This is a genomic window from Campylobacter sp. GTC17093, from assembly GCF_055397635.1.
The window spans coordinates 447,377-461,969 of record NZ_AP038832.1; the positions used below are offsets into that span (position 1 = coordinate 447,377).

The 14,593-nt window shown below is 34.9% G+C and carries 13 protein-coding genes and 1 pseudogene; 1 reads left to right on the plus strand and 13 read right to left on the minus strand.

Annotated features, from left to right (window positions below; all coding sequences use genetic code 11):
• Positions 1-99: 99 nt before the first annotated feature.
• Positions 100-738: a Crp/Fnr family transcriptional regulator gene (locus ACZ5VL_RS02230; protein ID WP_464199522.1), complete on the plus strand. Its 639-nt coding sequence runs from the start codon at positions 100-102 to the stop codon at positions 736-738.
• Positions 739-808: 70 nt separating this feature from the next.
• On the opposite strand, the gene ACZ5VL_RS02235 is transcribed toward ACZ5VL_RS02230, so the two are convergent.
• The 13 genes and pseudogenes from ACZ5VL_RS02235 to ACZ5VL_RS02295 form a co-directional block, all read right to left on the minus strand.
• Positions 809-1,663: a formate/nitrite transporter family protein gene (locus ACZ5VL_RS02235; RefSeq protein ID WP_464199524.1), complete on the minus strand. Its 855-nt coding sequence runs from the start codon at positions 1,661-1,663 to the stop codon at positions 809-811.
• Between the two features lie 5 nt (positions 1,664-1,668).
• A pseudogene (locus ACZ5VL_RS02240) lies at positions 1,669-1,869 on the minus strand (hydrogenase 3 maturation endopeptidase HyCI); the annotation flags it as partial.
• On the minus strand, positions 1,870-2,214 hold the full coding sequence (locus tag ACZ5VL_RS02245) for a formate hydrogenlyase maturation HycH family protein (RefSeq protein ID WP_464199526.1): 345 nt from the start codon (positions 2,212-2,214) through the stop codon (positions 1,870-1,872). It abuts the pseudogene before it with no gap.
• Complete coding sequence (locus tag ACZ5VL_RS02250; RefSeq protein ID WP_464199527.1) at positions 2,211-3,032, minus strand: NADH-quinone oxidoreductase subunit B family protein; 822 nt, start codon at positions 3,030-3,032, stop codon at positions 2,211-2,213. The genes ACZ5VL_RS02245 and ACZ5VL_RS02250 overlap by 4 nt, the downstream gene beginning before the upstream one ends.
• Complete coding sequence (locus tag ACZ5VL_RS02255) at positions 3,029-3,568, minus strand: formate hydrogenlyase complex iron-sulfur subunit (protein ID WP_464199529.1); 540 nt, start codon at positions 3,566-3,568, stop codon at positions 3,029-3,031. Before ACZ5VL_RS02255 ends, ACZ5VL_RS02250 begins: the two co-directional genes overlap by 4 nt.
• Complete coding sequence (locus ACZ5VL_RS02260; protein WP_464199531.1) at positions 3,565-5,301, minus strand: hydrogenase large subunit; 1,737 nt, start codon at positions 5,299-5,301, stop codon at positions 3,565-3,567. The genes ACZ5VL_RS02255 and ACZ5VL_RS02260 overlap by 4 nt, the downstream gene beginning before the upstream one ends.
• A 1-nt stretch (position 5,302) precedes the next feature.
• Complete coding sequence (locus ACZ5VL_RS02265; protein ID WP_464199533.1) at positions 5,303-6,778, minus strand: hydrogenase 4 subunit F; 1,476 nt, start codon at positions 6,776-6,778, stop codon at positions 5,303-5,305.
• 2 nt (positions 6,779-6,780) lie between these two features.
• Entirely contained in the window at positions 6,781-7,425 is a 645-nt protein-coding gene (gene hyfE / locus ACZ5VL_RS02270) for a hydrogenase 4 membrane subunit (protein WP_464199535.1), read from the minus strand.
• A 1-nt stretch (position 7,426) separates the two neighbouring features.
• Positions 7,427-8,347: a respiratory chain complex I subunit 1 family protein gene (locus tag ACZ5VL_RS02275; protein ID WP_464199537.1), complete on the minus strand. Its 921-nt coding sequence runs from the start codon at positions 8,345-8,347 to the stop codon at positions 7,427-7,429.
• Positions 8,348-8,356: 9 nt separating this feature from the next.
• Entirely contained in the window at positions 8,357-10,285 is a 1,929-nt protein-coding gene (locus ACZ5VL_RS02280; RefSeq protein ID WP_464199538.1) for a proton-conducting transporter transmembrane domain-containing protein, read from the minus strand.
• Positions 10,282-10,863 (minus strand): 4Fe-4S dicluster domain-containing protein, encoded by a 582-nt coding sequence (locus ACZ5VL_RS02285; RefSeq protein WP_464199539.1) that lies wholly within the window; start codon positions 10,861-10,863, stop codon positions 10,282-10,284. Before ACZ5VL_RS02285 ends, ACZ5VL_RS02280 begins: the two co-directional genes overlap by 4 nt.
• A 259-nt stretch (positions 10,864-11,122) precedes the next feature.
• Complete coding sequence (locus tag ACZ5VL_RS02290; protein WP_464199541.1) at positions 11,123-13,459, minus strand: molybdopterin oxidoreductase family protein; 2,337 nt, start codon at positions 13,457-13,459, stop codon at positions 11,123-11,125.
• A gap of 533 nt (positions 13,460-13,992) precedes the next feature.
• Positions 13,993-14,475: a hypothetical protein gene (locus ACZ5VL_RS02295; protein WP_464199543.1), complete on the minus strand. Its 483-nt coding sequence runs from the start codon at positions 14,473-14,475 to the stop codon at positions 13,993-13,995.
• Positions 14,476-14,593: the final 118 nt, after the last annotated feature.

Below are 14,593 nucleotides of genomic sequence, written 5' to 3' on the forward strand. Positions count from 1 at the left end.
AAGGGTAATGAGTTGGAAGATAGGATTTAAAAAGATTGTCTAAAGAAGTGGTGGCAGTATAATTTTTTTGTGATACAACATAAATTTTTTGGAGATGTAGTGAAAAAATCAAGACTTGGTCTAGTGCAAACCGACATGCTTTCTATATTAACTCAAGATGAAATGTCAAATTTCAAACACGAGTTTTTAAAAAAAGGAAGTGTTATATATGCAGATAATATGAAACTTGTGATTATTACAATTGGTTCTGCTAAAATTGCGTTTTTTGAGGATGGCGAAGAGTTTATAATATACAACTTAACTGATCAAAATACTACGATAATAGACGATAGTTGTGCTATTGAAATTTTAGAAGATAGCGAGGTTTATACTATTGATGATAGTGCTATAGGCGAGCTTTTTTCCAACAATGAATTTGCTAAATTTTACTCAGAAACACTTACAAACATACTTTTAATCCAAAGACAGATTATGAAGTCTATACTATTTGAAAATGCTAAAGGTCGTATAGCAAATTTTTTAATAGAACTTGCAAACGAACAAGACTTAATGCAAAATGGTTATAAATTTGTATTTTTACCATTTTCTTTGAAAATTCTATCTTCTTTTGTTGGATTAAAACGTCAAAGTGCTTCAACTGCCTTTAATGAACTCATCAAAGATGGGATTATACAAAAGATTTCCCCACACGAGCTTTTGATAGTAGATTATGAAAAACTAAAGAGTTATACTAACTAAAATTTATTTTTAAGATTTTTAAGTTAAAACTAGGAGAATAGAGATGCTTTAGTACATCTCTATTTTGAAATTACTTCATATCATATTTATTGGCCATAAAACCAACAATACCTACAAAAAATAATCCGCCAAAGATATTGCCAAGAGTTACAGGAAACAAATTTTTAGTAAAAAAATTTGTGACGTTTAACGCCTCTAGTTGCTCTGCACTAATTCCATGAAGCATATGTGAAAGCTCGTTTATATTTCCGCCAACTTGTGCTAAATAGTGAGCTTTTGCGATAAGTGCTTCAGTTATTATAAACATATTTGCAACACAGTGTTCCATAGAACAAGCCACAAATGCCCCTATCATCCACATAATTGCAAAAAACTTACCAGCAAGGTCGTTTTCGCTTGTAGCAGTCCATATAGACATACATACAAAGACATTACAAAAAATGCCTCTTATAAAAAGTTCTATAAATGGCGTTGTAACCTTGCTTGCAGCTGATGGTATAAAATGTTGAAGTATATAACCGTCATATTTTAGTGGCAAGCCAGAGTAGTAATACATATAGGCAATAAGCACCGCACCCATAAAGTTACATATCCAAACCAATGTCCAGTATGAGACAGTTTGAGTCATTTTTAGTTTGCCTTCATAAATACTAACACCACTTAAAACAGAGCTAGTAAAAAGATGACCACCATAAAAAACAACCATCATAAGACCACAGCTAAATGTGATACCACCTATAAAATTTGCCATACCTATAGACTGTTTTTCAGCCATTCCTACGGTAGAGTGAGCCCAAAATATATCGCCCATAGCAATTGCTGCGCCAGCCATAATAGCTAGAAATACTAGACTTATAAAAGGTGTATGAACCTTATGTTCCATTGAACTTGAAACAGCTTGTGCTGTTTGTGCAGGATTTAACATTTTGTCTCCTTTAAATTTAAATCTATTTGTAAAATTTTTATGATATCTGGTGAAAATTCCCTAATTGAACCAAACTCATTTTCTGGCATATCTTCACCATAAAACACACGCCACTCCTTTAGTTTTTCTTCAACTATACGGCCAACCTCATCATCGCCACGAAGCGGATTTCCAATACATAAAAGTGCCTTTTTTGCTACGCTTATCTATAACTCCTTTCTAAATACCAAATATCCTTCTTTTAAACTGCTAAGTAAATTTTTTAGCTCACACTCACATATCTGAGATGTAAGTTTTAACGCGTGCTCTGAAAACACTTCAACCTCAAAGTATTTGCTTAAATTTCCGAGTTTAAATTTAACGTATTCTCCAGACTTAGCTATAATACTGTCAAACTCTTCTTCACTTATCTCTAACACTTTTTGACTAAAATCAATAGTGCCAACACCGTGTCCAACACATGTTGAAAAGAGTTTTATATCTTTTAACTGCTTTGGCATTTTTTCATTTTCATCCATGTGTCGTCTTGTTAGTTTGTAGATTTGTATCATTTTTTATCCCAAACTGAATCAGTATTTATAGCGCACTCACTACTTGCGTGAGCATATTTTAAATAAACATCGTTGTGTAAAATCCCCATACACTCAGCATACCTTGGATCCTCTTCTTGTTTCATTGCTTGCAATACAGCTTCTTTTGTAACAATAGGATCCTTGGCGTTGCCAGAGGTCGATATGGCTTTTATGTATTTATCATAAAGAGTTCTTCCAAAAACATAACTCATTAGTCTTTTTGCGTGCACCTCGACATCTCTTTCAAAAAGTACGTCGCCTATAATTGATTCTTTAAAAGGAGGCAAAGATAATTCATCATTTTGAAAATGGCGTTTTTTTAATTTTTGATCAATTATTCCAAGTGCCATACCAAGACCATATATCACGCCAGCTGGATGTGGTGGACATCCTGGGATATAGACATCAACTGGAATTATCTTATCAATACCACCCCAAACACTGTATGCATCATAAAATATACCCCCGCTACTACCACAAGCACCAAATGCCACGACTATCTTTGGATCTGGAGCAGCTTCATAAGCACGGAGTAATGGGTAATACATTTGCCTAGTAACTGGACCAGTGCAGACTAAAATATCAGCATGTCGTGGATTTGCTACTAGTTTAAAACCAAAACGTTCAGGATCCCACATTGGTGTTATCGCAGCAAAAATTTCTATCTCACAACCATTGCAGCTACCACAGTCTATACGATACACACTAAAACTTCGTTTGATATTTTTTAAATGCTCTAATTTTGAGGTTAGGTCATTTGCTGTTTTTATGTCCTTAGGGACTTGATACATACTCATTTTATCGCCTCCTGTATTTCTTGAGTAAGCTCTTTAACTGCATTTGCTTTTTTACATTCTGGGCAGATATAAAGGTACTCTTTGGCCTCTTGTAGTCTATTTGGTAGCAAATTTGCATGTTCGAGCTTTCTGAATGTGTAATTTATAAGTCTTTTTGAAGTAAAAGGCTTACCACAACACTTGCAAGTTTGAACTTCTAGATCCCCTCTTTGAATGAGCGCCGACTTGTCAAACTTAACAGCCAGCTCAAAGCTATTGCTTAATTTAACTGCACCAGTAGGGCACACCTCATCACAACGTCCACAAAAAATACATCTACCACAATTAAATTCCCAAATAAGTCGATCTTCGCTTTCATTTAGCTTTATTTCAATAGCATTGCTAGGACAAGCTACACCACATGCCGCACAACCTATACAAAGATCATATGTATAATATGGCTGACCACGGAAATTTTCTGGTACGATATATGGCTCAAACGGATACGCATAGGTTGCTTTACCGTATTTTTCAGTTATATCAAATAGCTTCATCATCTTAAATCCTTTTTACTAACTCCACCAGCTTGGCAGAATTTTTTAAGATCTTTCTCTGTTAAAATTTTACTCTTTTTGCTTCTTACATCAATTAGTGTAACACGCTCTGTACATGAGTAGCAAGGATCAAGCGAGCAGACAATAAGTGCTGCATCTGAGATGTTGTTGCCCCTAAATTGATATCTTAGGCTTGGCCAGTTATTGTAAGTGGCAGCTCTACATCTCCAACGATAGACTTTTTGAGCACTTCCTTGCATTATCCAGTGAACGTTTTCTCCACGTGGTGCTTCATCATGTCCAAGAGCAAAATTTTCAGGCTTTATCATTGTTATTGGATCTATCATGATTGGAGTTTGAGGCATTAACTCAAGACATTGACGTATAATGTGAATAGAGCTTTTTAACTCTTTATAACGTACCATTTCGCGACTAAACACATCTCCGCCATGCTCTACTGCTACTTCAAAATTTATTTTTTTAAAAAAGTCATAAGGATGATCGTAACGATTATCACGTTTAAAACCTGAACCACGCATATTAGGACCAACTGGACTAAAATCACGTGCTATTTGTTTCTCTAGCACACCAACGCCTTTCCAGCGACCTATTTGGCGTTTGTCTTCCATGATCGCATCCCAAATTTCACCTATTTGAACATCAAGATTGTTAATAATTTCAATAGCTTTTTTAATCTCATTATTTGTCATATCACGTCTTAGACCACCCATAACGACATTGCCATAAGTCTTGCGTCCACCAGTTACTAGTTGTGCTAACTCCATTGAGTACTCACGAACTCTAAATATATGCATAAAGGCGTTATAGTTGCCAGTAACCTCACACGCTAATCCAATATTTAAAAGATGTGAGTGAAGACGCTCTATTTCAAGACAAATGACTCTAATAGCTTGTGCTCGAAGAGGAATTTCAAGCTTTATAGCTTTTTCGGCCGCCTCTATACAAGCTATGGCGTGAGCATAGCCACAGATGCCACAAACCCTTTCTGCAAGATAACCCATTTGATCATAGTTCATACGATTTTCAGCAAGTTTTTCCATACCTCTATGCTGATAAAATAGGCGATAATCAGCATCTATAATTTCATCTCCATCACAAAACAACCTAAAATGACCAGGCTCGTCACTTGTTACATGAAGTGGACCAAGTGGAACGTCTACAACTCCATCACCCTTTGGAAATAAAAACTCAGACTCAGGCTCATCATTATGATCATACGCTTCAGGTCGGTATCTATAATCCATTGCGTCTTTTCTAAGCGGATGAAGACCATCTGGCCAGTCGTCACTTAGAACCAAACGCCGTTTATCAGGCAAACCTTCAGCTATAAGGCCAAACATATCATAAGCTTCTCTTTCATACCAAACACAAGCTGGCACTACTTTTGTTACGGAAGGAAATGTTGGATCATTTGCTGGTATTAGTGTTTTTACGCTTATAAAGCACTTTTCTTCAGGAGCAAAGTCATCAGCTTCGCTCATCTTTGAGCCTTCCATTGAAATGGCGTAATAAAGTGCAAAGCATCCATTTATTTCACGTTCGTCACTTGGTACCATCGTGCTTATAAAGCCCCCGATATCATAATAAAGAGTCTTAACCGCAAGAGGCAGATCATTTCTATCAACCAAAACAGTTAGCTGATCATCGCTTTGATAAGTTGTCTCTAAAACATTTACTCTACTTTTTAAAATTTCTACAAAGTTATTTCCTCGCATTTTAAGCCCCCATAATTATTTTTACGCCATTTTCAACTAAGGTGTAAAAGCTATCAATATGCCATACACCAAATACTATCACTAGCATACAAAGTGCTATAAGCGGTAAATTTTCACTAAAAGTCATCTCTTTTTTATACACTATCTCGCTTTTTGGCTCACTAAAGCTAGCCATATTAAAGTGTGAAAAATCAGCTATAAAAATGATACTTAAAGCAATAGCAAAAAGTACAGTGCTTATAAATTGAGCGCTAGCAATAGCACCTTTAAAAACCAAAAACTCACTTACAAATATTGCAAAGCCAGGTACGCCAACAAGTGAACAAACAGCCGCACCAAACATTATCGTTGTAACAGGAGCAACTTTTATCATACCACCCATTCTGCTCATATCTTTATGCCCATAAATTCTAGCAATGTTGCCTGTTGAACAAAAAGCTAAAGCCTTCGTAAAGCTGTGAGCCAAACAGTGAAATATAGCTGCAAAAAGTCCAAGTTTACCGCCGATACCAAGTGCAAATGCTATAACACCCATATGAGCGATAGAGTGATAAGCAAACATTCTTTTAACATTATGTTGACGCATCAAGAAAAAAGCAGAAACAAAAAGTGTTATTGTTCCTGAGACTAACATAATATTTTCTACAAAGCTAAACCCAACTGCATTGGCAATAACTGCGTAATATCTAAAAATGGCAAGCATTGCACACTTTAAAAGTACGCCAGAAAGTAATGCCGAGATTGGCGCTGGACCCTCTGCGTGAACATCTGGCAACCAAGTGTGAGTCGGCGCTAAACCTGCTTTTGTACCAAAGCCTATAAGTGCAAAGATAAATATTAATTTAGCAGCATTAGCATTTAAATTTTTAGCATTTTCAAGTATTGTTGTGTAAAGCATCGCACTTTGACCATCTTGAACATTTACAAATGTTGCTGAGTACAAAAGCACAGTCGAATAAAGTGCAAATGCTAAACCAATAGAGCAAAGTACGATATATTTATAGCCACTCTCGGTTGAGTTTTTGTCTTTATGAATGGCAACTAAAAAGACTGAAGCAAGGGTTGTAGCTTCTATTGCAGCCCACATAAATGCTACGTTATTACATATAACGCTTAGGCTCATAGTAAAGATAAAAATATGACTAAGTGCATAAAATTTCTTTAAATCACATAATCCAATATGCCCATCTTTTAGTTCCCACTTCATATATGTAGTTGAATAAAAATTTACCAAAAATCCAGTAACCGCTATAAGTAATAGAAACACGCAACCAAGGCTATCCAAAAATAAAAACTTATCATTCGCATAGGTTGTACCATTGCTTAAAACATGAGTTATGTTTTTAAGCAAGACTAATGATGTCACTCCTGAGATTGCTATGTGTAGTATACTAAGCAGCTTTTCATTTTTAGGTGCTAAAAACATTACTAATGCACCTATTAAGGGGATGATAAGTATTAGTATTAAGTTATTCATCATTAACCCCTTAAATTTGATGCCTTGGATGTATCAAGGCTATCGTAAGCTTTATAAAACCTAACCGCTAAAATACTCATAATAATAACGGCAAAAATTGCATCTGTTAAAATTCCAAGCTCAACAAGTTCATGTGAGTTGTACGCCATAAGTGCTAAACTTATATGTATGCCATTTTCAAACAAACAGTAAGACAGAATTTGTTTTATAAATGAATTTCTAAACATAAAACCAAAAATTCCCATCATAAATATGGTAGTCGCGGCAATTAAAACGAGCTTCTCTTTAATAAGAGAAAACTCAAGGAATATGCCATGTATGCTCATCGCAATAGCAAGTGAAAAACCCATCGCTATAACTGGACTTACAAAAAAACCACCAACAGGCTCATCTTCGCTTACAATACCAAGCTTTTTGATTAGATAAAGCATAAATGTTGGCACAAAGATAACCTTTGTAACGATCGCAACTATTGCCCAATTTGATAGTTCCGGTGCATTAAATTTACTCGAAAGTATAAAAAATAGAGCGACTAAAAGCATGGTTTGAACTGCGTATATAAGCACAGAAGCACGAAGGCTTCTAAGCCCAAAGACTGCCAAGGATGTAACAATCATGCTAATGGCTAAAATTTCTATTGTTGACATCTTAGACTCCTACTACATAAAGTATTAAAGCCACAAATGCTATAGACATAGCAGCTATGGCATTTTTGCGAAGACTTGAAGTTATTTGAAAGCGTGGTCCAAAGTTATCTATAAAGACCGCTAAAACATAAAATACACCTGTTTTTAGCACAAACACTATAATAGCTAATATTGGATTTGCAAAATTCCAAGGCTCAAAAATGGTTAGAAAAAGCCCTATCATTGCAAATTGCTTTAATATAAGTGCCGCTTGAACTAATGCAAGATCGCTTCCAGCATACTCACCAAGTACACCTTCTTGAAGTTCTTGTTCTGCTTCTGCCAAATCAAAAGGCTTTCTGCCGGTCTCAACATACATACACCATAAAAAAGCGATTGAAGCGACTGCAAAGCTTGGTATGTGATAGCCTATGATACCACCTTTTACCATATTTTGAATTTGAACTAAATTTGATGTGCCAGCTACAAACATAACAACAATTAAGCATATTATCATGACAGGTTCTACATAAACGCCGATCATTTGTTCTCTACTGCCACTCGTGGCTGCAAAAGGGTTTCCACTATCTATTGAAGCTACACCAAATACAAATCGAAGCAACGCTCCAAGATATAGTATGACAAAAATGTCAGAATAGACTCCAAAGTTTTCATTTTGGTTATATGTTATAGGTATAGCTGCCAATATAGCTGCTGAGGTTGCAAAAAGAAAGAATGGAGCATATCTAAAAACCCAGTGTGAACAGTTAGGAACTGTCCTAGCACGTTTAAATAACTTTATAATATCACGATATGTTTGAAAAAAATCACTTCCTTGTTTTGATTGCAGTTTAGCACGTAATTTCCTTGCCATACCATCAAATAAAGGTGCTATTAAAATTATAACAACAACTTGAAATATCATTAACAATATAGTTTGCATAACTTCCTCCTACACCAAAAAGTAGCCAACGGCTAACATTGCACAAAGATATACTATGATGTAAAGTGTATATGTATTCGTGTAGCCACTTTGCACTATACCTATCTTGTCAGCAAATTTTACAGACCATTTAATCACTGGTTCATAAAATGAGTCCCACCAGATATCTCTTGGATGATTATGATATTCAACTGGTGAAAAATAATCTTTTATAACGACTTTTTTCTTAGATCTAAAAAGCCACTGCATTATCTTTCTAATATCTCCCGTAAAAGGACTTGCAGTCATTTGCATACGTTGGCTATACTTAAATCCACAAGCCCAAGGGTCTGTTTCTCGTGGAGTTAATCGGTTGGCTTTTATTACCATAAGTATAATAAAAGGAAGTGCCAAGGTGGTGCTTAAAATTGTGGCTATCAATGGCATAGATACGCCAAAACTGCTATTTGATGATATATTAAGCGTTGGCACTAGAAGATTTTGCACAACAGAGTTTGAACCTACACCAAAAGCAATACATCCAAAAGCCAATATACCCATACCAGTTAACATAAAGATATTTTGCTCTTTTGCGTTTTTGTAAATTTCTTTATCTCTTGGTGTTCCACCAAATATAACTCCATAAACTTTAACAAAACACATAACCGCAAGTGCTCCAGTAAGAGCCAAGGCTATAATAGCAAGACAAAAAAATGCTCTAGCCATCATGCTTTCTTGAGCACCACCCATAAGCAATGCTTTATATGTTATCCATTCACTTATAAAACCATTTAATGGAGGCAATGCTGTTATAGCCATAGATCCTATAAGGAAAAAAGCAGCAGTATAGGGCATCTTTTTAGCAAGTCCTCCTAGCATTTCCATGTCTCTTGTATGGGTAGCATGAAGTATAGAGCCTGAACTTAAAAAAAGTAGACCTTTAAAGGTAGCATGGTTTAATATATGGTAAAATCCACCTAAAAATCCAATACCAACCATAGTTAAATTTCCTGCAGCAAGTCCATATATACCAGCACCAAGACCAAGCAATATAATACCTATGTTTTCAACTGAGTGATAAGCCAAAAGTGCTTTGTAGTCGTGTTGGCAAAGAGCATACAAAACTCCAAACAAAGAGCTGGCTGCACCTAAAATTATAATAGTCAAACCAAAATATGTGCTAAGCGGTAAATAAAGTGTAAATTTAATAAATGCAAAAAGAGCTACTTTTATCATAACACCAGACATAAGGGCCGATACGTTTGAAGGTGCCGCTGGGTGAGCTTGTGGTAACCAAACATGAAAAGGCCACATCCCAGCTTTTGATCCAAAACCTATTAGAAAGAGTATAAAAACAGTAGTAGAAACTCCCATTGGCATATTTAGGTTTGTAAAAGCACTAAATTCTAGGCTTTGTGCATAGTATGAAATGATAAGCAAACCACACGTAATGCAAAATGCACCAATCTGAGCAATACCAAGATACACCATGACCGCCTTTATGGTTCCCTTGCCATCATTTACTAGGATTAAAAATGATGATATTAAAGTCATCAGTTCCCACAAAACAATAAAACAAAAAACATTGTTTGCACTAATAACCAACAACATTGATAGTATAAATATGTTAAACAAGAAAGCAAAGACACCTACGCTTGCTTTCTTGGCGTATTCCTTGGCATAACTAATAGCATAAACACTACTTGCAAAGCCTATAAATACAACCACAAAGCTAAAAAAATTACCAATTGGGGTTAGCTCAAATTTTGGAGCAAATAAAAAATTTCCACCAAGTATAAAGCTTTGAGTCAAACTCATGTTCATTATAAAATAATACATTGCATAAAGGCAGCTTATGGCACAAAGTCCAAAACCAACTTTTCTGGCAGCATCACTTGAACTATATAAAAACATGCTAAGTGTTGCTGCAACTAAAAACAGCGAGTATACTATTATCATAACTCACTCCTTAAATTTTTTGGCTGTAAAATTTTTTGTACAAACTCATTTACAACATCCTCTTTACTTTTTTTGCCTACTTTGTGTTGGTTTGCAACTGGGTCTACCATAACAATAGTAGATGTAGGACAAACTTCAACACACGCTGGACCACCTTCGCGACCATTACACATATCACATTTGATTGCAATGTTTTTTGCCCCTGCTTGAGATTCAATCTCTAAGTGATATTTTGGTTCAGTAGAGTAATTTACTGATGGCATAAGTTCAGCACTTGAGCTTATAGCACCATAAGGACAAGCGATGGTACACAGTTTGCATCCTATGCAAATCTCTTCATGTAACTCAATGTAGTTTGAGTTAAATCTTAACGCACTTGTTGGGCAGACATTTGCACAAGGTGCATCGTCACATTGGCGACACTGCGTAGGCATAACGCCTTTTTCTTGGCGAAGAACTGTCAGTCTTGCTTTAGAGAGTTTTCCGCGCTCATAAGCACTTTTAAAACAGGCGGCCATACAAGTTGCACAACCTATGCAACGACTGTAATCCGCGATTACAAATTTATGTTGCTTCATAAATCCCCCCCCCCCTTCTATTTGATTTTTAGATTTATATAAATTATAGCTTAATATAATAATTTATTATTTTTTTAAAGCTTTGTATAATTTTATAAAAAATCAAAAATGTTTTCTGTCATATTTCTGACGAATTTCATAATTTTTTATTTATATTGCAAAAATAGTTGTAGAGCTAAACAAATAGTATTTAAAGCTATATTTTGTAAGAATAGTTTGTTAAAATTTAAAATTTACCCCGAAATAATCGGGGTAAATTCTAGTGATTCAAAGCAGGCGAATAGCCTGTGCATGGATGATGATGAAAATCATCGAAGATAACTTTGTCGGTTTTAAATTTGATACGTTTTTCTTCTCTAATTTGTAAAAATTCATCCTCATCTATTTTTTTAATCTCTATAGCGGCCTTAAAAGTAGGTGTTTTTGATATGAAGTCCCAACCATTGCTAGTCAATTCATTGCAACAACTTTCCCAGTAGTGATATGTCATCTGCACAATACCATTAGGGATAACATCTGTTATATCGGCTTTTATAACTATATAACCATAGCGACTCCAAGCTTTAATAAAGTCACCCTGTCTTACACCATATTTTTTAGCCAACACTGGGTTCATTTCGGCAATAGGTCCTATGCTATCACCTCCATTTTCAATGGTCTTTGACCTACGAGTCATAGCACCTCCAGCATACTGATAGACTTTTCTAGTAGTTAGCAGCTGTATTGGATAATTAGCATCTGTCGGCTCATCAACACTTCCTGCCATAATAGGCCATTCAGCTGGCAAGTTTATACGCTTTGCAAAATCAGCTTTTGCCGATTCTATCTTATCTGTGCTGCTTACATGAAGGCAAGGTACTAACTTTCCTTTGCCGTCTGGAGTAAAGAATTTTTTATCAAGATAGAGCGTTTGTCCTCCCATATGATCTTCATTTGGACAAGGCCAGTGAAGACCGTGATATTTTTTGATACGATAGTAACTCATGCCGCCATATCTTCGTGGGTCACATTTTCTTTGCTCCTCCCATATTTGCTCTGGTGAGGTAAAGTTAAAGCCATCGCTAGCTCCCATTCTTCTAGCTAGTTCGCAGACTATCCACCAGTCTTGTCGTGCATCACCAGGAGGTGTTATAACCGCTTCGTTATGTTGGACACGGCGTTCAGCATTAGCATAAAGACCTTCTTTTTCGCTACTTGCAACACCAGGAAGAACAACATCTGCTTTAAGCGAAGTCTCTGTTAAAAAGATATCTTGAACTACATACATATCAACCTTTGAAATAGCTTTTAAGAAGTGGTTTGTGTTTGGATCTGTCATAACTGGATTTTCACCAATAGTCCAGAAAAGGTGGAGTCTGCCATCAAGTATTGCATCTGGAACTTCTGTTTTATGAATGCCTATCTTACCATTTAAAAAGCCAGGCTCTAAATTCCAAACTTTTTCATACCAAGAACGTTGTGCTGGATCTGTAACAGAACCTAGATTTGAAAAAATATTAGGTAAAACACCCATATCGCAACATCCCTGCACATTCTCTTGCCCACGTATTGGCAAGTCTCCACTACCTAGTTCACAAACATTACCAGTTAGCAAAAACAAATTTGATATATCACAAACCGCACCAACACCGTGATTAAAGTGTGTTACACCCATACCATGAGTAATGACTGCTGGTTTTACAGTAGCATATATACGAGCCGCTTTACGGATGTCATCAGCATTTAAATTTGTATAGTTTGCAACTACCTCTGGTGCATAGTCTTTAACTGCTTCACGAACGTATTCAACACCAGTAGTGTGATCGTTTACAAAATCCCAATTTATAAGGTTTTCATCAAAAAGTACATAAATAAGAGAATTTATAACTGCAATATTATGCTCCGGTGCTAGTTGTAAGTGGATATCAGCACGATTTGCAAATTCAGTTTTAACAGGATCAATTACTATTAATTTTGCACCTCTGCTTAATGCACGTTGTATGTGCATAGCGACTATTGGGTGACCATTTTCTGGATTTGAGCCAATCATTAGTATGCAATTACTGTGATTGCCTATTTCTGTGAAGCTATTTGTTGCTGCTCCATTACCGATTGTTTTAGCAAGACCTGCCACAGTCGGAGCGTGTCAAATTCTAGCACAGTGGTCTACATTGTTTGTTCCTATAACAGCACGCATTATTTTTTGTGCTACGTAGTTATCTTCAAGCGTGCATCTAGCTGAGAAATTTCCGGCTATTGCATCTGCACCATATTTTTGCTTAACCTCCTTCATCTTAGAAGCTACAAGATCAAGTGCTTCGTCCCAGCTGGCTTCAACTAAAGTACCTTCTTTACTAAACACACCATCTTTTTTACGTATCATTGGTGTCGTTAGCCTATCGCGAGCTCCAACGTAATCCCACCCATAAAAGCCTTTTAGGCATAAGTTGCCTTCGTTTACAGGGTTTTCCAATACACCTGTTGCACTTTGTATAACATTGTTTTTTACGTGTAACTCAACCTGACAGCCAGTTCCACAGTATGGACAAATAACTTTGCCCGTTTTACTGTTAGGACCAAGTTCTACAAATAAAGTACTTGGCTTGTTAGAAAACATTTTTTTCTCCTTTACATATGCAAAATTGCATATTAGTAGATGAAATTTTTGCATATATGAACTTAAATAGAAATAAATTTATTAATAAAAATAATCAATTTTTTATTTTAATAATATTTTAATTTTAGTATATAATTTTTTATTCCATACCAAAAAATACCATTTTATAGGACTTAAACTAATATTATCATAAAAATATTTTATTTTGAAATTTAAGGTTATTACCTAAGTGGTGTATAAAAATTTATAAAATTATAAAATATCTATTTAATATTAAAATTTATACTTATATATAAAATTTTATAATAAACTTAAAATCAGCGATGTAATAATTTGATTTTAAAATATTTTTATTAGATGTAGTCATATGCTAACAATATTTACAATAAAAGATCTTTTATATAGACAACATTGTCGACAAATTTCACAAATTTGACATTTAAAACAAACACAACAGTTATTACACTTTTTTAATAATAAACAGTTGTGTTTTATAAAAGGGTTTTAGGGAATTTCCCTAACGAGTCTATTTGTCATATATGTTTTACTTGTAAAATCTGCATTACAAATAGTATGCTCGCCCTGCGGGAGATAGTGTCTATATCTTTTAATAATATATTTGAACCAATATTTGTTATATAATTATCAGTTGTATAAGCTATATCTTTTAGTATATCACTAGCACAATTAAAAGGTGATGAAACACAATTGATTGATGAATCATATAATCCATTAGCTATATCTTTAGCTAGCTCTAGTTTATTACTATCTTTTATAGTATTAAATGCATTACTAGCTTGAACCTTAAATCCCTGCGCAGGAGTATATTTTATATTTGGTTGTATATATTTATTTATGAAATTTAAGTTATTTGTAGAATTATCTATATACTTGTTAGTGCTGTTGATACTTTCGTTTAAGGATTTAGTAGTTAAATTTCCAAAGCTACTTGTAAATATCATGGAAATTGATAGTAGTGTAGTTAAAACTCTTTTAAATTTAGATACTATTGACACTTAATATCCACTCCTTAAATTTAAAGCTATATTCTAATCTAAATTTAGAAATTTGACAAATTTGGGATTAATGTCTTAAGTCAAATTTAGGACTACTTAGTATGTTAAATTTAAGAGC

Bases quoted from the DNA above. Each gene is read 5' to 3' on its own strand.
- ACZ5VL_RS02250 (WP_464199527.1), bottom strand. From the start codon at position 3,032: ATGAGTATGTATCAAGTCCCTAAGGACATAAAAACAGCAAATGACCTA.
- ACZ5VL_RS02255 (WP_464199529.1), bottom strand. From the start codon at position 3,568: ATGATGAAGCTATTTGATATAACTGAAAAATACGGTAAAGCAACCTAT.
- ACZ5VL_RS02235 (WP_464199524.1), bottom strand. From the start codon at position 1,663: ATGTTAAATCCTGCACAAACAGCACAAGCTGTTTCAAGTTCAATGGAA.
- ACZ5VL_RS02275 (WP_464199537.1), bottom strand. From the start codon at position 8,347: ATGCAAACTATATTGTTAATGATATTTCAAGTTGTTGTTATAATTTTA.
- ACZ5VL_RS02260 (WP_464199531.1), bottom strand. From the start codon at position 5,301: ATGCGAGGAAATAACTTTGTAGAAATTTTAAAAAGTAGAGTAAATGTT.
- ACZ5VL_RS02285 (WP_464199539.1), bottom strand. From the start codon at position 10,863: ATGAAGCAACATAAATTTGTAATCGCGGATTACAGTCGTTGCATAGGT.
- ACZ5VL_RS02245 (WP_464199526.1), bottom strand. From the start codon at position 2,214: ATGATACAAATCTACAAACTAACAAGACGACACATGGATGAAAATGAA.
- hyfE (WP_464199535.1), bottom strand. From the start codon at position 7,425: ATGTCAACAATAGAAATTTTAGCCATTAGCATGATTGTTACATCCTTG.
- ACZ5VL_RS02280 (WP_464199538.1), bottom strand. From the start codon at position 10,285: ATGATAATAGTATACTCGCTGTTTTTAGTTGCAGCAACACTTAGCATG.
- ACZ5VL_RS02265 (WP_464199533.1), bottom strand. From the start codon at position 6,778: ATGAATAACTTAATACTAATACTTATCATCCCCTTAATAGGTGCATTA.